Below are 20,315 nucleotides of genomic sequence, written 5' to 3'. Positions count from 1 at the left end.
GATAAAAAAACGGGGCCAAAAGGCCCCGGTAGTGTACAACAGTCTTACAGTCCAAGCAGGCCGCAAGCGTAACCAGCGATACCGATGACGAAGAAGCCAACGATGATCCACAGCGGGTTCACTTTTTTGCGCAGCAGCCACATACAGGCGAAGGTCAGCAGCAGCGGTACCAGGCCCGGCATTAACTGGTCAAGAATGGTCTGTACAGTGGTAACGTGCTCTTTACCCGTCTGGTCAGTGATGCGTGAGACGACCAGCGGGATATTGACATGTGTCCACTTGTTAACCAATGCCCCCATGACAAACAGGCCGAGAATAGACGCCCCTTCCGTCAGTTTTTGCAGGAAGCCGCCGCCCATATCTTTAACGATATCGATGCCCTTGGAGTAACCATATGCTACGCCGTAGTAACGCGTTGCCAGACGTACCAGGTTAAACAGGATAAAGAACAGCAACGGACCTAACAGGCTGCCGCTCATCGCGATACCGGCGCCCAGCGCTGCAAATACGGGACGTACCGTACCCCAGAAGATTGGGTCGCCTACACCTGCCAGCGGACCCATCAGACCTACTTTGATACCGTTGATTGCACCATCGTCGATCTCTGCACCGTTAGCACGCTGTTCTTCCAGCGCCAGGGTTACGCCCAGAATTGGCGCCGCCACGAACGGTTGGGTGTTAAAGAATTCGAGGTGACGTTTAATCGCCTGTTTACGGGCATCGTTATTTTCCGGGTAGAGGCGACGAATCGCCGGCACCATAGAGAAGCAGAAGCCCAGCGCCTGCATACGCTCGAAGTTCCATGAACCCTGGAAGAGGTTAGAACGCAGGAAGACGCCACGAATATCACTCTTAGTGAGTTTTTTCTCAGTGGTAGTTTGAGTTGTATCAACCATTTCGCTCACCTGTTAGTCCAGTTCGTTGTCGAGATCGTTGTTACCAGCAGCCTGAACTGGCGCACCGGCGACACGGTTATATTTCGGGCTCAGCTGAATGTAGAGCACCGCCATAACGGTACCGATGACACCCAGAGCAACCAGGTTAAAGTTGGTGAATGCTGCGGTTACGAAGCCGAGGTAGAAGAACGGCATCAGGTAGCCAGCACGCATCATGTTGATAACCATCGCATAACCAACTACCACGATCATGCCACCGGCAATGTTCAGACCATTGGTCACCACTTCCGGAATGGCGTTCAGCATGTTTTGAACTTCACTGGTACCAACAGAAAGCGCAACGATAACGGCCGGAATAGCCACACGCATAGCTTGCAGGAACAGAGACGAAACGTGGATCCATGAAATCGCCGTCAGGTTACCGTTTTCAGCTGCTTTATCCGCAGCGTGCTGGAAGGCAACGGTAATAGTACGAACGATAATGGTCAGCACCTGGCCTGCTGCTGCCAGAGGGATTGCCAGCGCGATACCGGCACCGATGCTCTGATGACCAGCAATAACCAGAATGGTAGAAATAATAGAAGCCAGGGCGGCGTCAGGTGCAACAGCGGCACCGATGTTCATCCAGCCCAGCGCGATCATTTCCAGGGTACCACCGATAATAATACCGGTTTTCATATCCCCAAGAACGATACCCACCAGGGTACACGCGATTAGCGGACGGTGAAACTGAAATTCATCGAGGATTGATCCCATACCTGCGATACAGGCTACGATAAATACCAGCACAATTTGAAGAGCGGTAATCTCCATTGTACTTCTCCTGTTTACGTAAGACTTAAGTGTGAAAACTGAGTGATAATCAACACAATACGTTACTTATCGATTTTGCTGATCAGATCCATCATTTTCAGTTTCTGGTCGGTGGAAACCTTACGGACTTCCAGCTCGATACCGCGCGCATTCAGTTTCTTGAATGCTTCGATATCTTTTTCATCAACCGAAACCGCGTTATTCACCTGAGTTTTGCCCTGACGGAATGCCATACCACCGACGTTGACTGAAGTGATTTTCACGCCGCCTTCAACGAGACGCTCAACATCTGTCGGGTTGGTAAATAACAGCATCACGCGTTCGCCCGCATATTTCGGGTTGTTGTAGACGCGAATCATTTTGGCGACATCAACTACATGCGCTGTTACGCCGGGAGGTGCAACCTGGGTGAGCAGTGTCTTACGAACGGTATCCGCAGCCACTTCGTCACTAACTACGATGATACGGGAGACATTAGTTTCTTTGGTCCAGCGGGTAGCAACCTGACCGTGAATTAAGCGATCGTCGATACGCGCGAGGCCAATTACCATATAGTCGTTTGGTCCCATCGGTTTTGCCGGTGCAGGAGCCGCTTTCGGTGCCGCTGCGGCGGGGGCAGGTGCTGCTTTTTCAACTGGTTTCGCTTTCAGTGCTTTCACACCTTCGCGGCCTGTTTCTACGGCCAGTGTTACCAGTTCGTCAAAGCTTGGGTCATCATCACGAGCCATTAACGTTTCCACTAACATTGGAATGTTAACGCCTGCGATCACTTCATAATGCTCTTTGTCGACGACAATGCGGCTGGCAGCATTGAACGGACTGCCTCCCCATGTATCAACGAGAAACAGCACGCCTTTAGTGGTGTCGAGTTTTGCCAACTGAGCGTTGTACTTTTCGATTAGCGTTTCGGCATTTTCGCCAGGAACAAAATCGATCCAGCCAACGTTTTCCTGCTCGCCTAACAGCATCTCTGCCGTTTTAAGCAACTGCTCTGCAGCCCAACCATGTGTGCCTATAACAATAGCAATGGTCACTTGCTACCTCCTTATTATTGTTAACATCTCAACGTGCCAGATGTATTTTTGAATCGTCGTCCACAATCGAATCGATTCAGATAAGGGCTACAACCAGAAACCCCCTGTGCCTCGCGATTTATTTTAGATATCGAAAAAAATATTTTATGTGATGAAGATCCGTAAATTAACTTTGAATTGACAAAATTCCGAAAGAGTAAAAAATGTTGTCACATTCATTTGCAAAGGAAGGTAAATCTTTGCCAAATCAGAGATCTCTCTGATATGTTTAACTCCCGTTTAACAACCAAGGAGTATAGGGCTGCAGCCCGCAGTATGGATCGTCACCGACGTCACTTCAGCATCAGGCCATATAGCGCCTGCCTTACTGGCATTTTTTGCCGCACCTTTTGTTTGTATTTTCTCGTTTCGCCTGCATTATTTCTGGCGCCGATTAGCTATTCCTTAAGCAGGAGCTTGTCATGGAATTCTTAATGGATCCCTCGATTTGGGCGGGGCTGCTCACGCTTGTCGTCCTTGAAATCGTGCTGGGTATCGATAACCTGGTTTTTATCGCCATCCTTGCCGATAAACTGCCGCCGAAACAACGTGATAAAGCGCGTTTGTTGGGGCTGTCACTGGCGTTGATTATGCGCCTGGGGCTGTTATCGCTGATTTCATGGATGGTCACGCTGACCAAACCACTATTTACCGTAATGGATTTTTCTTTCTCCGGGCGCGATCTGATTATGCTGTTCGGGGGGATATTCTTGCTGTTCAAAGCGACAACCGAGTTGCATGAGCGGCTGGAAAACCGCGATCATGACTCTGGTCACAGTAAAGGTTATGCCAGTTTCTGGGTGGTCGTCACACAGATTGTCATCCTTGACGCTGTCTTCTCGCTGGATGCAGTGATTACTGCCGTAGGGATGGTCAACCATCTACCGGTAATGATGGCTGCGGTAGTGATTGCGATGGCAGTTATGTTGCTGGCATCGAAACCGCTGACGCGATTCGTTAACCAGCATCCAACAGTTGTAGTGCTCTGTTTGAGCTTCCTGTTGATGATTGGTCTGAGTCTCGTAGCTGAAGGTTTTGGTTTCCATATTCCAAAAGGCTACCTGTATGCAGCAATTGGTTTCTCGATCATCATCGAAGTGTTTAACCAGATTGCGCGTCGTAACTTTATTCGTCATCAGTCTACCTTACCGCTGCGTGCGCGTACCGCCGATGCCATTCTGCGTTTGATGGGGGGTAAACGTCAGGCAAATATTCAACACGATGCTGATAACCCGGTGCCAATTCCGGTTCCAGAAGGTGCCTTTGCCGAAGAAGAGCGTTATATGATTAACGGCGTACTGACTTTGGCGTCACGCTCTCTGCGCGGCATTATGACGCCACGCGGTGAGATCAGTTGGGTAGATGCTAACCTTGGCGTTGATGAAATCCGCCAGCAACTGCTCTCTTCACCGCACAGCCTGTTTCCGGTGTGTCGTGGTGAGCTGGATGAAATCATCGGTATCGTGCGTGCCAAAGAACTGCTGGTGGCACTGGAAGTCGGTGTCGACGTGACGGCAATTGCTTCTGCTTCTCCGGCGATAATCGTTCCGGAAACCCTCGACCCGATCAACCTGCTGGGCGTGTTGCGTCGTGCTCGCGGTAGTTTTGTTATCGTCACCAACGAGTTTGGTGTGGTGCAAGGTCTGGTTACGCCGCTGGATGTACTGGAAGCCATTGCTGGTGAGTTCCCGGATGCAGATGAAACGCCGGAAATTGTTATCGATGGCGACGGTTGGCTGGTAAAAGGTGGTACAGACTTACATGCCTTACAGCAGGCGCTTGATGTTGAGCACCTTACCGATGATGATGATATTGCGACGGTTGCAGGTCTGGTAATTTCGGCAAATGGTCACATTCCTCGCGCAGGCGACGTGATCGATGTTGGACCGCTGCATATCACCATCGTAGAAGCCAATGATTATCGTGTTGATCTGGTTCGCATTGTTAAAGAGCAACCAGCGCACGATGAAGACGAGTAAGCGTTAACGTAACGGTATAATGGGTGTGATGCGCCCATTATGCCGGGTGGGCGGCGGTTGGCTGCCCGCCAGCCATTTCGGGAAATCACGCAGCGGCATGGGTTGCGCGTACAAATACCCTTGTAAAATATGCACGCCATGACGGCGCAAATACTTCGCTTGTTCTTGCGTTTCCACACCTTCTGCCACCAGTTCAATATTCAGTCTTTGCCCCAGCGCGATGATGATATCGGTCACCGTTGAGTTAACCGCGTCAGAACCGATAGCTGCGGTAAATGACTTATCAATTTTCAGCACGTCAGGACGTAACGTTTCCAGCCAGGAAAACGAACTGTTGCCGGTGCCGAAGTCATCAATCGCCAGTTTGACGTTTTTACGATGCAGTTCGCGGGCAATCCGATAATCAACATCCAGTAAGGCATCGCGCTCGGTAATTTCGAGGATTAGTGGCTGAATCGGGTTAGCACTAAACCAGTAACGATTGAGATCTTTTAACAATACGCCACGGCGAAAATGGCTGGGGGCGACGTTAATGCCGATGTGGAACTGACTGCTCATTGGAAAAACGTGGAGTTGACGGATGGTTTCCATCATCACATAACGGGTAAGCGGCACTATCAGGTGATGTTCTTCCGCAATGGGGATAAAAACATCCGGCGAGATCCATCCCTGACGCGGATTATTCCAGCGCAGCAATATCTCTACACCAATACATTGCTGCGAGCGTGCATTGAGCAGGGGCTGACAAAATAACTCAAATTCGCGCTGCGCCAGCCCGAGATTTATCTCGCGTGAAAAGCTCATTCTATGGGCCGTGGCCAACCATGCGATGTACCCCACCAGTAAACTCAACAGTACCGCTAGTGGAAACTGGCTGGGAAGATATTGCAACGCCAGCGCTGTCGCACCAGGTCCACTAACGCTGATGATAAAAGGAAAATTCTGCGATGAAACCTGGTAACGTTCATTGCCATTAAGCGGAGGTAAAGAATCAACCAGACCATCATCATAGAGTAAATGGCGATCGGCTACCGTCAGGCTGGCCGTTCTTATTTGCGGTAATTGCGGCTCCAGCAACATTGCCATCAACAGGTCGATGTTGATCATCTCCATCACACCATCTCGACCATTGCCCGGTAAAGGTGTCCACTGAATCAATACCGGGCTGTCTTTAATTAATACGCGGTCGGTAGTTAAGCGTAAAAGGGGCTGCGGCGCGGGTAAATCAGCCTGGATATCTTCAGCAGGAACATTGCGATAACCAAAAATGCTGGAACAATAAAGCGTGCCGTCTTGCACCAGGCCAATTGACCGTACAGTTTGCAGTTTTGCCGCCTGTTTGCGTAAGGGGAGATGGGCGACTGAGCAGGGGAGTCCAATCAGGGGAAGCAGTACGTTGTTACCCGCCTGAAGTGGAAGCAGGACTTTGTCTAATTCCTCAACGGCGTGATTGGCAAAGAGCACTACCCGCTGCTGATTTAAGTTCCGCTGTGAAATAAATCGCACGCTCAGTGTTGCCACAAACGTAAAGAGTGCGCAAATCGTACAAACAATCATTCGATTACGGCGATAGGTTTTAATGATCCGTTGTGCTTTTTGCATGCGGGCCACCCGGTAAGCGTATGGCGACAAACGCCTGACGCAACAGTGGAAGTGTAGTGGGGAAAATTACAGCAGACGAGAAAGCGAGGATAAATTCGCCCATCCGTTGCAGATGGGCGAGGATAAAGTATTAGTCACACTGGACTTTAATCGCCAGACCACCGCGTGAGGTTTCGCGATATTTAGCGTTCATATCTTTTCCTGTTTCGTACATCGTTTCGATGACTTTATCCAGTGAGACGCGTGGTGCACTAGTACGACGCAGAGCCATCCGCGCGGCGTTAATCGCCTTCACTGATGCAATGGCGTTACGTTCAATGCACGGAACCTGAACCTGACCCGCAACCGGGTCGCAAGTCAGACCAAGGTTGTGTTCCATGCCAATTTCCGCCGCCACGCAAACCTGTTCAGGGCTACCGCCCAACAGTTCTGCAAGACCCGCCGCAGCCATTGAACAGGCAACGCCCACTTCGCCCTGGCAACCGACTTCCGCACCGGAAATAGACGCGTTCATTTTGTACAGTGCGCCAATCGCTCCGGCCGCCATAAAGTAGCGGGTATAAATATCAGGGCTGACCGATTCAATAAAGTGGTCATAGTATGCCAGCACTGCCGGAACGATGCCGCAAGCACCGTTAGTCGGTGCAGTTACCACACGCCCCCCCGCTGCGTTTTCTTCGTTAACTGCCAGCGCAAACATGTTTACCCAGTCGATGACATTCATCGGATCTTTAGACAGTTTATCGCTGGAAACCAGCATACGGCGCAGGGCAGACGCACGGCGCGGAACACGCAGCGGGCCAGGCAATACGCCTTCGGTGTTCATGCCGCGATCGATACATGCATGCATGGTTTGCCAGACATGAGCGAAATACTCGTCGATCTCTTTCTTACTGTGCAGCGCCAGTTCGTTCTGCATTGCCAGACCGGAAAGGGAATAACCGGTTTCATTACAGTATGCCAGCAGCTCGGTGGCGGATTTAAACGGATACGGCACGCTCACTTCGTTGGCGGCATCGTGACCAAAATGTTCTTCATCGACGATAAAACCGCCGCCGATGGAATAATAAGTTTTGCTGTAAACAACTGTATCGCCGTTATACGCGTGGATTTGCATGCCGTTTTCATGCAGCGGCAGGTTACCGTTATGAAAACGCATCCCGTTATCGCGTGGGAAATCCACTTCATGCCGTCCCTGTGCCAGCAGCAGACGTTCGCGCTCTTCTACGTCGCGAATAAAACCGGGAATACTGTCGATATCCACGGTGGCAGGTTCGTTACCTGCAAGACCCATAATAATGGCGATATCGGTGTGGTGGCCTTTACCCGTCAGCGACAGTGAACCATAAACGTCCACGGCAACGCGGGTAACGCTATCCAGTAAGCCTTTTTCGACCAGATCATCGACGAACTGTTTACCCGCCTTCATAGGCCCTACAGTATGGGAAGATGAGGGACCAATCCCCACCTTAAACATGTCGAATAGACTAATCACGATAATACTCCTGACAAGGTGACTGGACTTCCAGTAACGAACGAATAACAGCGCATAGTGTAAGAGGGAACGCGGCGACAGGCTTAACTATTCACATGAATTAAACTAATCAAAAACCGCGATTTAACTAATATTGCGATGATTGTCTCAAGTAGTGTTTTGTAGATGTAAAGATAAGTATAGTCAGGGTTTCACACCAATTTGCAGCGCCAGTTCACGAATTATGCCTGCGGTCATTCCCCATACAAAATACTGTTCGTACCAGGAAAGCCATACCCGATGCGAATCGCCACGGCGGTAGATATCCAAAGGATGATAACGGCCCAAATGTAACGCCTGGGCGAGCGGCATTTCAAATACTGCGGAGACTTCATCTTCACTGGCGCGATACGGTAAATCAGGCGGGATAATGCCAACCACGGGAGTGACCTGGTAGCCCGTAACGCTATCGACAGGGGGTAACACGCCGATAACCTCAACGGCTGAAGGCGGTATGGCGACCTCTTCTTCGGCTTCACGCAGCGCAGCGGCGATAACTGACGCGTCCGTGTCATCGACTGCACCTCCAGGGAATGCGACTTGTCCAGCATGTTTGCGCAGATGAATGGAACGCTGAGTCAGCAGCAAGCCTGGTTGCGGTCGGCGGACAATGGGGATTAACACGGCAGCCTGACGATGATTTAAGGTTTCCCGGTTAATTTGCGGACGCAATAGTTGAAATCGCGATAAAAAATCATCAAGCGTCAGGCCACGGTATTCCACGTCTTACTTCTCCAGTTGCTTCAGGATACGATTAACTTTATCAAAAGTTTCCTGATATTCCGCTTCTTCCTGGCTATCAGCAACGATGCCGCCACCAGCGGAACAGTAAATCTGCCCGTTAACCGCCGTTAGCGTGCGGATGGTGATGCTGGTATCCATATTGCCGCAGAAGCTTAAATAGCCAATGCTGCCGCACCAGGCATTGCGTCGCTGCGGTTCCAGTTCATCAATAATTTCCATTGCCCGCACTTTCGGCGCGCCGGTGATTGAGCCTCCGGGAAAAGCCGCGCGCAGCAGATCGCTGGCATGCAAGTGCTCTGGCAAGCGTGCCGTTATGGTGCTGACCAGATGATGCACGGCAGGGAACGGTTCTACTACAAACAGTTCAGGCACTTTTACTGAGCCTGGTACAGCAACGCGACCGATGTCATTGCGCATTAAATCGACAATCATCAGGTTTTCGGCGCGATCTTTCGGTGAGTTCGCCAATTTTTCAGCTTGTTTGCTATCTTCCTGAGGATCGGACAAGCGTGGGAGCGTGCCTTTAATCGGGCGGGTCTGGATCTCACCACCATCACAAAGAATAAACCGTTCTGGTGAAAGGCTTAAAATCACACCTTGTTCCAGACGCAGGAAGGCACTGAACGGTGCGCGGTTGGCCTGATTAAGCTGAACGAACGCCTGCCATTCATCGCCAGAATAGGTCGCGTGAAAACGCTGGGCGAGATTCACCTGATAGCAATCGCCGCTGTGCAGATATTCCTGTACCTGGCGAAATTTCTCGCCATACTGCTCGCGGTTCATATTGGATTGCCAGGCGGATGTTAACTGGAAATCTTGCTGTGGCGCTATTTGCTGGCTGTCCAGCCACGCCAGACGGGCATTGACATCACGATGGCTGAGTAGCGAAATACGCTGGCGCTGGTGATCGACGATCAGCGCCCAGTCGTAGATACCAACCGCCATATCAGGCAGGTCGATATCTCTCAGCGCCACTTCCGGCAGTGACTCAAAACGGCGGCCCAGATCGTAGCCAAACAGCCCCAGTGCGCCGCCCTGAAATGGCAAATCACCATTATGCGACGGGTGAATGTTTGCTCGGTCCAGTGCCTGCTGGAGCGCTTTGAGCGGATCGTCAGTGGTCGTTGTGCTGATTTCTCCTTCACATACCACGGTTTCATTATCGTGAGTGGTTAAAGTGCAAACGGGGTCAGCCACCACAATATCAAAGCGACTATGCGGATGGTCGGCATAGCCGGAGTGCAACAACATCGCCCACGGCAGGTGGCTTAAGCGGGAGAAATAAAATTCAGCGGCGTCCTGACGCCAGGGTAAAGTAATCACAGCGGGAGATAACGTCTTCATCAGTCCTGACTCTACTGGCTATGTGCCGGGTAGCATGAAATAATTAGCGCCAACAATTTAGCAGGAGTTAACAATGTTTGCAGGTTTACCTTCACTCACCCATGAACAGCAGCAAAAAGCCGTTGAGCGTATTCAGGAACTGATGGCACAGGGGATGAGCAGTGGTCAGGCCATCGCGCTGGTGGCAGAAGAGTTGCGTGCCAACCATTCCGGTGAGCGGATTGTGGCGCGTTTTGAGGATGAAGACGAGTAACACAAAATGATCCGTATCGATTTCGTCACGGATGACGTCCTGTATCTTGATACGGATAGCCTCATCGGCAGAGATTTTTCCGGCATGAACTTACATCGTGCCATTTTTGACGGTATGTGCCTGGACGGCGCGCGTTATGACAATGGTCCGCTGTGTTGAAACAAAAATCACGGGGCCATATCTGTTGATTAATTTTGGCTGTGTTTATGATGACGAGAAAAAAGGACGCTTTTCTGAGGTCAATGAAAGCGTCCGGATTGATTTTTAAAGCTGGAGTTTTAACTCACACAAGGGCTTTAAGTTCTTCCTGCATATAAGACGAGAAGTATTCAGGGTTTTTAATCACCACGCGTTCGCCAGAATCCATCTTTTTTGCCCATCCCACCATTTTTTCCGTGAATCCAGGATTCCAGCCTTCCTGTTCAGCTCGCGCAGTAATATCGGCGGTACTCGCGGGGACTCCCAGGTCATGCAAATATTTAAATATTCCTTTCGCCGTACTTTCATTCATCGAGCTTGGTGTTGATGCTGATACATCCATGGCACTAATGAAATCCAGGGCTTTATCTATTGCAGCAGGCATATTCTTGTCCTTAAATTAACCACGTTTTTGATAAGGCTATATATGACCTTAAATTGCATCTAATATCAAAGGGATTATAACGATATCTCATTAGTTAACCTGTTGACATTCAGGTATTTTAAAGGTAGCAGGTCATGGCGGGTTTTCTAGTGATATGGCAAAAAATTAACGGTAAATCGCCGCGCTCCAGCCAGATTGTTAAGGGCAGAAAAGTCAGAGTAAACGGCTCGGGGAGTTAACAGAATGGTTTAATTTGGGTGATTAATATCATTTTTGTATAGATGCAGTTGAAATCATAAAAATAAGTTACCTGACGGATTTCATTATTTATCTAAAGTATCCTCTTAAACACTGGCCGATTTGTTTATAACCGACCAGTATTTTCGAACAATTATCGTCTGATTTTTACTTTGATAGAATTCTTTTTCAGGAATTAAACCGCAGCGATAATCTTAATTTCAACCTTGTACTGCGGATTCATCAGCCCCGCCTGCACCGTGCAGCGCACCGGCGCGTGACCCGCTACAACCCAGGCATCCCATGCTTTATTCATTGCCGCAAAGTCGTTTTTATCGGCAAGGAAAATGGTGGCATCCAGAATGCTCGATTTATTGCTGCCCTGTTTTTCCAGCACGGCGTCAATTTGCGCCAGCGTGTTGGCGGTTTGTTCAAAAGCATCGGCATCGAGGTTTTCTGGTACGCCAGTGTAGTAGAGCGTGTTGTTGTGGATCACCACATCAGACCAGCGGGCTTCAGCGTCGATACGAACGATAGTCATCATTATGTCCTCATTAACTTTACATTTTTGTGCTGCAAAGACTGCCACAATGTGAGGTTGCCGTCACCACTTCAACTGGCGAAAACCAGTCTGGCCTGACATAATCCCTGTTCAAATCAACAGGGGGTAGTGTGACGGACGATTTTGCACCAGACGGTCAACTGGCGAAAGCGATACCAGGCTTTAAGCCGCGTGAACCACAGCGACAGATGGCAGTCGCTGTGACCCAGGCGATTGAAAAAAGCCAGCCGCTGGTGGTGGAAGCGGGAACCGGTACGGGTAAAACCTATGCCTACCTTGCTCCTGCACTGCGGGCGAAAAAGAAAGTCATAATCTCAACTGGCTCAAAAGCGTTGCAGGATCAGCTCTACAGCCGCGATTTGCCGACGGTGGCAAAGGCGCTGAAATACACTGGCAACGTGGCGTTGCTGAAAGGGCGCTCAAACTACCTCTGCCTCGAACGACTGGAACAGCAGGCACTGGCGGGCGGAGATTTGCCAGTACAAACCTTAAGCGATGTGATCCTCCTGCGTTCATGGTCAAATCAGACGGTAGATGGCGATATCAGCACCTGCGTTAGCGTGGCGGAAGACTCGCAGGCGTGGCCGCTGGTCACCAGCACCAACGACAACTGTCTTGGCAGCGACTGCCCAATGTATAAAGATTGCTTTGTGGTCAAAGCGCGTAAAAAAGCGATGGATGCTGATGTGGTTGTGGTGAACCATCATCTGTTTCTGGCGGATATGGTGGTTAAAGAAAGTGGATTTGGCGAGTTGATCCCGGAAGCAGACGTGATGATCTTCGACGAAGCCCACCAGCTGCCGGACATTGCCAGCCAGTACTTTGGACAGTCGCTCTCCAGCCGACAACTGCTCGATCTGGCAAAAGACATCACCATCGCCTATCGCACCGAATTAAAAGACACTCAACAGTTACAAAAATGCGCCGACCGTCTTGCCCAGAGCGCGCAGGATTTTCGTCTGCAACTCGGCGAGCCAGGTTATCGCGGTAATCTGCGCGAACTGTTAGCCAACCCACAAATTCAGCGGGCGTTTTTACTGCTCGATGACACCCTTGAACTCTGTTACGACGTGGCGAAACTGTCTTTGGGGCGTTCCGCCTTGCTGGATGCGGCATTTGAACGCGCCACGTTATATCGTACACGTCTGAAGCGGCTGAAAGAGATCAACCAACCAGGCTACAGCTACTGGTACGAATGCACTTCGCGCCATTTTACTTTGGCGCTCACGCCGCTTAGCGTGGCGGATAAATTTAAAGAGCTAATGGCGCAAAAGCCCGGAAGCTGGATCTTTACCTCGGCAACGTTGTCGGTGAATGACGATCTGCATCATTTCACCTCGCGGCTTGGCATCGAACAGGCCGAGTCGTTGCTGTTACCCAGCCCCTTTGATTACAGCCGCCAGGCGTTACTCTGTGTGCCGCGCAACCTGCCGAAAACCAACCAGCCAGGTTCCGCACGGCAACTGGCAGCAATGCTGCGACCGATCATCGAAGCCAACAACGGTCGTTGTTTTATGCTTTGCACCTCGCACGCCATGATGCGCGATCTGGCTGAGCAGTTCCGCGCCACCATGACGCTTCCCGTATTGTTACAGGGGGAAACCAGCAAAGGGCAACTGTTGCAGCAATTTGTCAGCGCCGGTAATGCGCTTCTTGTGGCGACCAGCAGCTTCTGGGAAGGGGTGGACGTGCGTGGCGATACATTGTCATTGGTGATTATCGACAAATTGCCATTTACCTCGCCGGATGACCCACTGTTAAAAGCGCGCATGGAAGATTGCCGTTTGCGTGGTGGTGACCCGTTCGATGAAGTGCAACTACCAGATGCCGTCATTACTCTCAAACAGGGAGTAGGGCGACTGATTCGCGACGCCGACGATCGCGGCGTGCTGGTGATTTGCGACAATCGGTTGGTGATGCGCCCTTATGGCGCTACTTTCCTTGCCAGCCTGCCGCCCGCGCCGCGTACCCGTGATATTGCCCGTGCGGTTCGTTTCCTTGCGATACCATCCTCCAGGTAATTTGTGATGGAGTATGGTATGATGCGCGCCTTTTTATTGATCTAAGCACGAAGACCCATGCGAATTCTGGCTATCGATACCGCGACAGAGGCCTGCTCTGTCGCCCTGTGGAACGACGGTACTGTCAATGCTCATTTCGAGCTTTGCCCACGTGAACATACTCAACGAATCTTACCGATGGTGCAGGATATCCTGACCGCCAGCGGAACCTCCCTGACTGACATTAACGCTCTGGCTTACGGGCGCGGCCCCGGTAGTTTCACCGGCGTACGCATCGGTATTGGCATCGCGCAAGGACTGGCACTTGGTGCGGAGCTACCGATGATTGGCGTCTCCACGCTAATGACGATGGCGCAAGGGGCGTGGCGCAAAAACGGCGCAACCCGCGTGCTGGCAGCCATTGACGCGCGAATGGGCGAAGTTTACTGGGCCGAATATCAGCGTGATGAAAACGGTGTCTGGCACGGTGAAGAAACCGAAGCCGTACTCAAACCAGAACTCGTTCATGAACGGATGCAACAGCTTTCCGGTGAATGGGCGACCGTGGGTACAGGCTGGCAAGCCTGGCCGGATCTCGGTAAAGAAAGCGGTCTGGTTTTACGCGACGGAGAAGTATTACTGCCCGCTGCAGAAGATATGCTGCCGATTGCCTGTCAGATGTTTGTCGAGGGTAAAACGGTGGCGGTGGAACATGCCGAGCCGGTTTATTTGCGTAACAACGTCGCATGGAAGAAACTTCCGGGCAAAGAATGAATCTTAAGAGTATGCCCTGAGAAAAAAGGAGTCGCATCATGGCGGTTCAAAACAATGTTATCAAAGGCATACTGGCAGGTACGTTTGCGCTAATACTGAGCGGTTGTGTCACTGTGCCGGACGCCATTAAAGGCAGTAGCCCAACGCCGCAACAAGATTTAGTTCGGGTGATGAATGCGCCGCAGCTGTACGTTGGTCAGGAAGCGCGATTTGGCGGTAAAGTGGTTGCGGTGCAAAACCAGCAAGGGAAAACCCGCCTGGAGATTGCCACTGTACCACTCGACAGCGGAGCAAGACCGACGCTGGGAGAACCGTCGCGTGGGCGCATTTATGCCGATGTGAATGGTTTTCTTGATCCGGTCGATTTCCGAGGCCAGCTGGTGACAGTTGTCGGGCCAATCACCGGTACGGTTGACGGAAAAATCGGCAACACGCCATATAAATTTATGGTAATGCAGGCAACGGGTTACAAACGTTGGCATTTAACCCAGCAGGTGATTATGCCGCCACAGCCGATTGATCCCTGGTTTTATGGTGGGCGAGGCTGGCCCTATGGCTACGGCGGATGGGGCTGGTATAATCCCGGCCCCGCGAGAGTACAAACAGTTGTAACTGAATAATTGCTTGTTTTTAAAGAAAAAGAAACAGCGGCTGGTCCGCTGTTTCTGCATTCTTACGGTAAAGATAAAAATAAATAGTGACGCGCTTCGCAACCTTTTCGTTGGGTAATTATCAAGCTGGTAAGATGAGTTAATATTATGTTAACAACATGTTTATTACTTGGGGTTGCGATGACGACGAACACGCATTTTAGAGGTGAAGAATTGAAGAAGGTTTGGCTTAACCGTTATCCCGCGGACGTTCCGACGGAGATCAACCCTGACCGTTATCAATCTCTGGTAGATATGTTTGAGCAGTCGGTCACGCGCTACGCCGATCAGCCCGCGTTTATGAATATGGGGGAGGTAATGACCTTCCGCAAGCTGGAAGAACGCAGTCGCGCGTTTGCCGCTTATTTGCAACAAGGGTTGGGGCTGAAGAAAGGCGATCGCGTTGCGCTGATGATGCCTAACTTATTGCAATATCCAGTGGCGCTGTTCGGCATTTTGCGCGCCGGGATGATTGTCGTAAACGTTAACCCGTTGTATACCCCGCGCGAGCTTGAGCATCAGCTTAACGATAGTGGCGCATCGGCGATTGTTATCGTGTCTAACTTTGCTCACACCCTGGAAAAAGTGGTTGATAAAACTGCAGTCCAGCACGTTATTCTGACCCGTATGGGCGATCAACTTTCTACGGCAAAAGGCACGGTAGTCAATTTCGTTGTTAAATACATCAAGCGTCTGGTGCCGAAATACCATCTGCCAGATGCCATTTCATTTCGTAGCGCCCTGCATAACGGCTACCGGATGCAGTACGTCAAACCCGAACTGGTGCCGGAAGATTTAGCTTTCCTGCAATACACTGGCGGCACTACAGGCGTGGCGAAAGGCGCGATGCTGACTCACCGCAATATGCTGGCGAACCTAGAACAGGTCAACGCCACCTATGGGCCGTTGCTGCATCCAGGTAAAGAACTGGTAGTAACGGCACTGCCGCTCTATCACATTTTTGCACTGACCATTAACTGTCTGCTGTTTATTGAACTGGGCGGGCAGAACCTGCTTATTACTAACCCACGTGATATTCCGGGGCTGGTGAAAGAGCTGGCGAAATATCCGTTTACCGCTATCACCGGCGTAAACACCTTGTTCAATGCGTTGCTGAACAATAAAGAGTTCCAGCAACTGGATTTCTCCAGTCTGCACCTTTCCGCAGGCGGTGGGATGCCTGTTCAACAAGTGGTGGCAGAACGCTGGGTGAAACTGACCGGACAGTATCTGCTGGAAGGTTATGGCCTGACCGAGTGCGCGCCGCTGGTCAGCGTTAACCCGTATGATATTGATTATCATAGCGGTAGCATCGGTTTGCCGGTACCGTCGACGGAAGCCAAACTGGTGGATGACGACGACAACGAAGTACCACCGGGTCAACCGGGTGAGCTTTGTGTCAAAGGACCGCAGGTGATGCTGGGGTACTGGCAGCGTCCGGATGCTACCGATGAGATCATCAAAAATGGCTGGTTACACACTGGCGACATCGCGGTGATGGATGAAGAAGGATTCCTGCGTATTGTCGATCGTAAAAAAGACATGATTCTGGTTTCCGGTTTTAACGTTTATCCCAACGAGATTGAAGATGTCGTCATGCAGCATCCTGGCGTACAGGAAGTCGCGGCGGTTGGCGTACCCTCCGGCTCCAGTGGTGAAGCGGTGAAAATCTTCGTAGTGAAAAAAGATCCATCGCTTACCGAAGAGTCACTGGTGACCTTTTGTCGCCGTCAGCTCACGGGCTACAAAGTACCGAAGCTGGTGGAGTTTCGTGATGAGTTACCGAAATCTAACGTCGGAAAAATTTTGCGACGAGAATTACGTGACGAAGCGCGCGGCAAAGTGGACAATAAAGCCTGAGCGTTAAGTCAGTCGTCAGACGCCGGTTAATCCGGCGTTTTTTTTGACGCCCACTAAAGAGAATACAATTTGAATTACCAAATGATTACCACGGACGATGCGCTGGCTTCTTTGTGTGAAGCCGTCCGTGCCTTTCCGGCGATAGCCCTGGATACTGAATTTGTTCGTACGCGCACCTATTACCCGCAGCTGGGGTTGATTCAACTTTTCGATGGCGAGCATCTGGCGCTAATCGATCCGCTCGGGATCACCGACTGGTCACCGCTGAAAGCGATCCTGCGTGATCCGTCCATTACCAAATTTCTCCATGCGGGCAGTGAGGATCTGGAAGTGTTCCTCAATGTCTTTGGCGAATTACCACAACCCCTAATTGACACGCAAATCCTCGCTGCTTTCTGCGGACGCCCGATGTCGTGGGGATTTGCTTCCATGGTGGAAGAGTACACCGGCGTTACGCTCGACAAGAGCGAATCGCGCACCGACTGGTTGGCAAGACCGCTAACCGAACGTCAATGCGAATACGCGGCGGCGGACGTCTGGTATTTGTTACCGATCACCGCAAAGCTAATGGTAGAAACGGAAGCCTCTGGCTGGTTACCTGCGGCGCTGGATGAATGCCGCCTGATGCAAATGCGTCGTCAGGAAGTCGTTGCGCCGGAAGATGCCTGGCGTGATATCACCAATGCCTGGCAATTACGTACGCGCCAACTGGCCTGTCTGCAACTGTTAGCCGACTGGCGACTGCGCAAGGCGCGGGAGCGCGATCTGGCGGTGAACTTTGTCGTGCGTGAAGAGCATTTGTGGTCGGTAGCGCGTTATATGCCGGGAAGTTTAGGAGAACTGGACAGCCTGGGTTTATCCGGTAGCGAAATCCGCTCCCACGGTAAAACGCTGCTGGCGCTGGTGGAAAAAGCGCAGGCATTGCCGGAAGAGGCCTTACCGCAGCCGATGCTTAACCTGATGGACATGCCCGGTTATCGCAAAGCGTTTAAAGCGATTAAATCGCTGATTACTGACGTGAGCGAAACGCACAAAATCAGCGCCGAATTGCTGGCATCGCGTCGGCAAATCAACCAGCTGCTGAACTGGCACTGGAAACTGAAACCGCAGAACAATTTGCCGGAGCTGATTTCCGGCTGGCGCGGTGAGCTGATGGCAGAAGCATTGCACAATTTATTGCAGGAATATCCGCAGTAAAACCTTCCTGAGCCGGACAGGTGCGTCCGGCTTCAGGCAAACTACAAATCCAACACCAGGCGTTTACCCTTCGCGCGTGAACAACAGATCAACATACTTTGCTGGCTGGCGCGTTCTTCATCGCTAAAATACTGGTCCCGATGGTCAGCTTCACCTTCCAGAATCGCCGTTTCGCAGGTCCCGCATACCCCTTCACGACATAAACATTCCACTTTTGCCGCTTTATTATTTTCAATAACCTGCAAAATGGTCATCTCTTCCGGCACCACAAACTCTTTACCGGAACGGGCGAGCACCAGTGTAAACGCATCGCCGGTTTTGTCTTCAATAGCAAACTGCTCAAAATGCAGCGTATCGGCGGCGATGTCCAGACGTGCAGCTTCACTTCTTACCGCTTCATTTAGCGCCTCGGGGCCACAGGTATAAACGTGTGTGCCAGGTTCGATATCCGCCAATAATCGCGCTAATTCAAGTCGCGTTCCGATCGATGAGTGATGAAAATGGATTCTATCAGTCTGCGGATGCTGGACTAGCTCATCACGAAATGCGCAACTTTCTGGATTTCGCGAGCAGTAATGTAGCTGCCAGTCGACGTCGCTGTGTTGCAACTCTGCCATGTGCGACAGGAAAGGGGTGATACCAATACCGCCCGCGATAAACAGATGCTTTCTGGCCGAGGGAATTAGGGCAAACAGATTATTAGGCGTCGAAATGGTCAACTGATCGCCAGCTTTCACCTGCTGATGCAAAAAGCGCGAACCACCGCGCGAGTTTTCTTCCAGTCGAACGGCAATCTGATAATGAGTTGTATCGAGCGGCGAACTCAGCAGCGAATACGCATTGCTGTACTGGTTATCACCATCGCTCATCTGCACAATGACGTGACTTCCTCCGGTGAACGCAGGTAATGGTTTGCCATCGGTTGTCACCAGCGTGAAGCGTTTCACCTGCTCGGTAAGCGGTTCTATCTGACTCACCTGTACTTCAAACATTTGATAGTCTGACATTGCTGTACTCCATCAAAAATCAGCCCGGCGGCGGAATAGACCGCCGCCGATGTCATTAGTCCTTAAATACCTGCGCCAGCAGATTATGGAAATGGGCGATACCGTGTTCGGAAATCCCGCTACCGCTACTGTCGGCCATGATGCGCCCCTGACCACGATAGCCACGCGATTTCAGCCCTTTCTGTACGCTTTCAACCAGACGTAAATCCTCCGGACGGAACACATCGCGATACCACTCAATCAGCGATTTTTGCTCGTCGGTTAACTCTTCATTGGTGAAGTAAATATCGTAGTTTTGCAGGGTGGTTTCAGAATCCACCGGGAATTCATAAATGACCGTCATCATCCCTTTGATCGGTGTGACGTTTAGCATAGTGCACGGCCACAGCCAGAAACCGTGGAATGCCGCATCCGTACCCTCTTCAAATTTAAACGACTGTTCTGACGGTTTGGCGAAACCGTATTGCAGTGTCCAGTTACCGTGCATGGTGTGCCAGTAACGATCAACCTGAACGGAGTCGGAGAAACCTGGATGCGCCGGACCACAGTGATAGCACTCGAGATAGTTATCGACAATGTTCTTCCAGTTGGCAGGCGTGCGGGTGGTAAAGCGGGCCGCCAGTTTCAGGTCGTGGACTTCCGGGCAGGCTTCCAGCACTTTCGCTCCCAGACCGGGTAACTGATCTTCTACGCTGGTGGCGTTGGGGTCCATGTTGATGAAGACGAATCCGGCATATTCTTCCAGACGCACCGGGACCAGTTGCGCTTTGTCGCTGTCGAAATTAGCGACGTTTTCACAGTTACGTGCGTGGGCCAGGTTGCCATCGAGTTTGAATGCCCATGCGTGATACGGACAGGTAATCACATTTTTTGCTTTTCCTTCACCGCTCAACAACTGATGACCACGGTGCGGACACACGTTATAGAACGCGCGCAAAACCTTATCACGACCGCGTACCAGAACAATGCTTTCGCCAATGATCTCACGCGTCACGTAATCATTCGCATTCGCCAGTTCGCTACTGTGAGCGACGCAAATCCAGCTTTTGGCGAAGACGTTCTCTTTTTCGTGTTCAAAGGCGTTCTGATCGGTATAGAAACGGGCCGGAATAGTCCATGCCTCTTGCGGGTTAGCGCAAAAATTTTCGGGTAGTACTAAGTCAGGGCTCAGATTGCTCATAGGGATACCTTTATCGTTAGGATGATG

Annotated in this window: 20 protein-coding genes; 9 read left to right on the top strand and 11 right to left on the bottom strand. The window is 51.1% G+C overall.

The window, feature by feature from the left end; translation table 11 throughout:
• Positions 1–44: 44 nt before the first annotated feature.
• The 3 genes from manZ to manX form a co-directional block, all read right to left on the bottom strand.
• Positions 45–896, bottom strand: coding sequence for a PTS mannose transporter subunit IID (gene manZ / locus D9738_RS07675; RefSeq protein WP_130208438.1), 852 nt, complete (start codon positions 894–896; stop codon positions 45–47).
• A gap of 12 nt (positions 897–908) precedes the next feature.
• Positions 909–1,709, bottom strand: coding sequence for a PTS mannose transporter subunit IIC (gene manY / locus D9738_RS07670; protein WP_064529241.1), 801 nt, complete (start codon positions 1,707–1,709; stop codon positions 909–911).
• Between the two features lie 62 nt (positions 1,710–1,771).
• A complete protein-coding gene (manX, locus tag D9738_RS07665) occupies positions 1,772–2,743 on the bottom strand; it encodes a PTS mannose transporter subunit IIAB (RefSeq protein ID WP_130259896.1) in 972 nt (323 codons plus the stop codon).
• A gap of 315 nt (positions 2,744–3,058) precedes the next feature.
• Here manX and D9738_RS25400 point away from each other — a divergent pair, with 315 nt between their 5' ends.
• Together D9738_RS25400 and yoaE are read left to right on the top strand one after the other, a co-directional pair.
• Positions 3,059–3,217, top strand: coding sequence for a hypothetical protein (locus tag D9738_RS25400; protein WP_276319693.1), 159 nt, complete (start codon positions 3,059–3,061; stop codon positions 3,215–3,217).
• Complete coding sequence (gene yoaE / locus D9738_RS07660) at positions 3,205–4,761, top strand: CNNM family cation transport protein YoaE (RefSeq protein WP_130259895.1); 1,557 nt, start codon at positions 3,205–3,207, stop codon at positions 4,759–4,761. The genes D9738_RS25400 and yoaE overlap by 13 nt, the downstream gene beginning before the upstream one ends.
• Before the next feature lie 3 nt (positions 4,762–4,764).
• Here yoaE and D9738_RS07655 read toward each other — a convergent pair whose 3' ends face one another.
• The 4 genes from D9738_RS07655 to pabB all read right to left on the bottom strand — a co-directional run bounded on the left by D9738_RS07655 (position 4,765) and on the right by pabB (position 9,985).
• Entirely contained in the window at positions 4,765–6,363 is a 1,599-nt protein-coding gene (locus tag D9738_RS07655; protein WP_130259894.1) for a cyclic diguanylate phosphodiesterase, read from the bottom strand.
• Between the two features lie 130 nt (positions 6,364–6,493).
• Positions 6,494–7,858 carry an L-serine ammonia-lyase gene (sdaA, locus tag D9738_RS07650; protein ID WP_130259893.1) on the bottom strand — a complete coding sequence of 455 codons (1,365 nt, stop codon included), beginning with the start codon at positions 7,856–7,858 and terminating at the stop codon, positions 6,494–6,496.
• Between the two features lie 183 nt (positions 7,859–8,041).
• Complete coding sequence (locus tag D9738_RS07645) at positions 8,042–8,620, bottom strand: CoA pyrophosphatase (protein ID WP_064529235.1); 579 nt, start codon at positions 8,618–8,620, stop codon at positions 8,042–8,044.
• A 3-nt stretch (positions 8,621–8,623) separates the two neighbouring features.
• On the bottom strand, positions 8,624–9,985 hold the full coding sequence (pabB, locus tag D9738_RS07640) for an aminodeoxychorismate synthase component 1 (protein ID WP_130259892.1): 1,362 nt from the start codon (positions 9,983–9,985) through the stop codon (positions 8,624–8,626).
• A 73-nt stretch (positions 9,986–10,058) separates the two neighbouring features.
• On the opposite strand from pabB, the gene D9738_RS07635 reads away from it, so the two are divergent.
• Entirely contained in the window at positions 10,059–10,238 is a 180-nt protein-coding gene (locus tag D9738_RS07635) for a YoaH family protein (RefSeq protein ID WP_000457334.1), read from the top strand.
• 6 nt (positions 10,239–10,244) lie between these two features.
• Positions 10,245–10,397 (top strand): hypothetical protein, encoded by a 153-nt coding sequence (locus D9738_RS07630; protein WP_240780543.1) that lies wholly within the window; start codon positions 10,245–10,247, stop codon positions 10,395–10,397.
• Positions 10,398–10,521: 124 nt separating this feature from the next.
• Here the strand turns inward: D9738_RS07630 and D9738_RS07625 are convergent, their stop codons facing one another.
• The gene (locus tag D9738_RS07625) at positions 10,522–10,821 is read right to left on the bottom strand and encodes a DUF1889 family protein (protein ID WP_130208426.1); all 300 of its coding nucleotides are present in this window, start codon (positions 10,819–10,821) and stop codon (positions 10,522–10,524) included.
• Between the two features lie 433 nt (positions 10,822–11,254).
• Positions 11,255–11,599 (bottom strand): RidA family protein, encoded by a 345-nt coding sequence (locus D9738_RS07620; protein WP_010376144.1) that lies wholly within the window; start codon positions 11,597–11,599, stop codon positions 11,255–11,257.
• Between the two features lie 131 nt (positions 11,600–11,730).
• Here D9738_RS07620 and D9738_RS07615 point away from each other — a divergent pair, with 131 nt between their 5' ends.
• The 5 genes from D9738_RS07615 to rnd all read left to right on the top strand — a co-directional run bounded on the left by D9738_RS07615 (position 11,731) and on the right by rnd (position 18,101).
• A complete protein-coding gene (locus D9738_RS07615) occupies positions 11,731–13,641 on the top strand; it encodes an ATP-dependent DNA helicase (protein WP_130259891.1) in 1,911 nt (636 codons plus the stop codon).
• Between the two features lie 57 nt (positions 13,642–13,698).
• The gene (gene tsaB, locus D9738_RS07610; RefSeq protein ID WP_130259890.1) at positions 13,699–14,394 is read left to right on the top strand and encodes a tRNA (adenosine(37)-N6)-threonylcarbamoyltransferase complex dimerization subunit type 1 TsaB; all 696 of its coding nucleotides are present in this window, start codon (positions 13,699–13,701) and stop codon (positions 14,392–14,394) included.
• A gap of 38 nt (positions 14,395–14,432) precedes the next feature.
• Positions 14,433–15,014 (top strand): Slp family lipoprotein YeaY, encoded by a 582-nt coding sequence (gene yeaY, locus D9738_RS07605; protein ID WP_130218769.1) that lies wholly within the window; start codon positions 14,433–14,435, stop codon positions 15,012–15,014.
• Positions 15,015–15,218: 204 nt separating this feature from the next.
• The gene (gene fadD / locus D9738_RS07600; protein WP_130259889.1) at positions 15,219–16,904 is read left to right on the top strand and encodes a long-chain-fatty-acid--CoA ligase FadD; all 1,686 of its coding nucleotides are present in this window, start codon (positions 15,219–15,221) and stop codon (positions 16,902–16,904) included.
• A gap of 81 nt (positions 16,905–16,985) precedes the next feature.
• A complete protein-coding gene (gene rnd / locus D9738_RS07595; RefSeq protein WP_130259888.1) occupies positions 16,986–18,101 on the top strand; it encodes a ribonuclease D in 1,116 nt (371 codons plus the stop codon).
• A gap of 41 nt (positions 18,102–18,142) precedes the next feature.
• On the opposite strand, the gene yeaX is transcribed toward rnd, so the two are convergent.
• A complete protein-coding gene (gene yeaX / locus D9738_RS07590) occupies positions 18,143–19,108 on the bottom strand; it encodes a carnitine monooxygenase reductase subunit YeaX (protein WP_130259887.1) in 966 nt (321 codons plus the stop codon).
• 55 nt (positions 19,109–19,163) lie between these two features.
• On the bottom strand, positions 19,164–20,288 hold the full coding sequence (gene yeaW / locus D9738_RS07585; RefSeq protein WP_033869918.1) for a carnitine monooxygenase, oxygenase subunit YeaW: 1,125 nt from the start codon (positions 20,286–20,288) through the stop codon (positions 19,164–19,166).
• Positions 20,289–20,315 lie beyond the last annotated feature (27 nt).

Source organism: Escherichia sp. E10V5 (genome assembly GCF_004212315.1).
Classification (GTDB): Bacteria; Pseudomonadota; Gammaproteobacteria; order Enterobacterales; family Enterobacteriaceae; genus Escherichia.
This window is presented reverse-complemented; position numbering and strand designations above follow the sequence as displayed.

What these genes read in the sequence shown, in the direction of transcription:
- manZ (WP_130208438.1), bottom strand. Translation starts at nt 896, where the DNA reads ATGGTTGATACAACTCAAACTACCACTGAGAAAAAACTCACTAAGAGT.
- manY (WP_064529241.1), bottom strand. Translation starts at nt 1,709, where the DNA reads ATGGAGATTACCGCTCTTCAAATTGTGCTGGTATTTATCGTAGCCTGT.
- D9738_RS25400 (WP_276319693.1), top strand. Translation starts at nt 3,059, where the DNA reads ATGGATCGTCACCGACGTCACTTCAGCATCAGGCCATATAGCGCCTGC.
- yoaE (WP_130259895.1), top strand. Translation starts at nt 3,205, where the DNA reads ATGGAATTCTTAATGGATCCCTCGATTTGGGCGGGGCTGCTCACGCTT.
- D9738_RS07655 (WP_130259894.1), bottom strand. Translation starts at nt 6,363, where the DNA reads ATGCAAAAAGCACAACGGATCATTAAAACCTATCGCCGTAATCGAATG.
- pabB (WP_130259892.1), bottom strand. Translation starts at nt 9,985, where the DNA reads ATGAAGACGTTATCTCCCGCTGTGATTACTTTACCCTGGCGTCAGGAC.
- D9738_RS07635 (WP_000457334.1), top strand. Translation starts at nt 10,059, where the DNA reads ATGTTTGCAGGTTTACCTTCACTCACCCATGAACAGCAGCAAAAAGCC.
- D9738_RS07630 (WP_240780543.1), top strand. Translation starts at nt 10,245, where the DNA reads ATGATCCGTATCGATTTCGTCACGGATGACGTCCTGTATCTTGATACG.
- D9738_RS07625 (WP_130208426.1), bottom strand. Translation starts at nt 10,821, where the DNA reads ATGCCTGCTGCAATAGATAAAGCCCTGGATTTCATTAGTGCCATGGAT.
- D9738_RS07620 (WP_010376144.1), bottom strand. Translation starts at nt 11,599, where the DNA reads ATGACTATCGTTCGTATCGACGCTGAAGCCCGCTGGTCTGATGTGGTG.
- tsaB (WP_130259890.1), top strand. Translation starts at nt 13,699, where the DNA reads ATGCGAATTCTGGCTATCGATACCGCGACAGAGGCCTGCTCTGTCGCC.
- yeaY (WP_130218769.1), top strand. Translation starts at nt 14,433, where the DNA reads ATGGCGGTTCAAAACAATGTTATCAAAGGCATACTGGCAGGTACGTTT.
- rnd (WP_130259888.1), top strand. Translation starts at nt 16,986, where the DNA reads ATGATTACCACGGACGATGCGCTGGCTTCTTTGTGTGAAGCCGTCCGT.
- yeaX (WP_130259887.1), bottom strand. Translation starts at nt 19,108, where the DNA reads ATGTCAGACTATCAAATGTTTGAAGTACAGGTGAGTCAGATAGAACCG.
- yeaW (WP_033869918.1), bottom strand. Translation starts at nt 20,288, where the DNA reads ATGAGCAATCTGAGCCCTGACTTAGTACTACCCGAAAATTTTTGCGCT.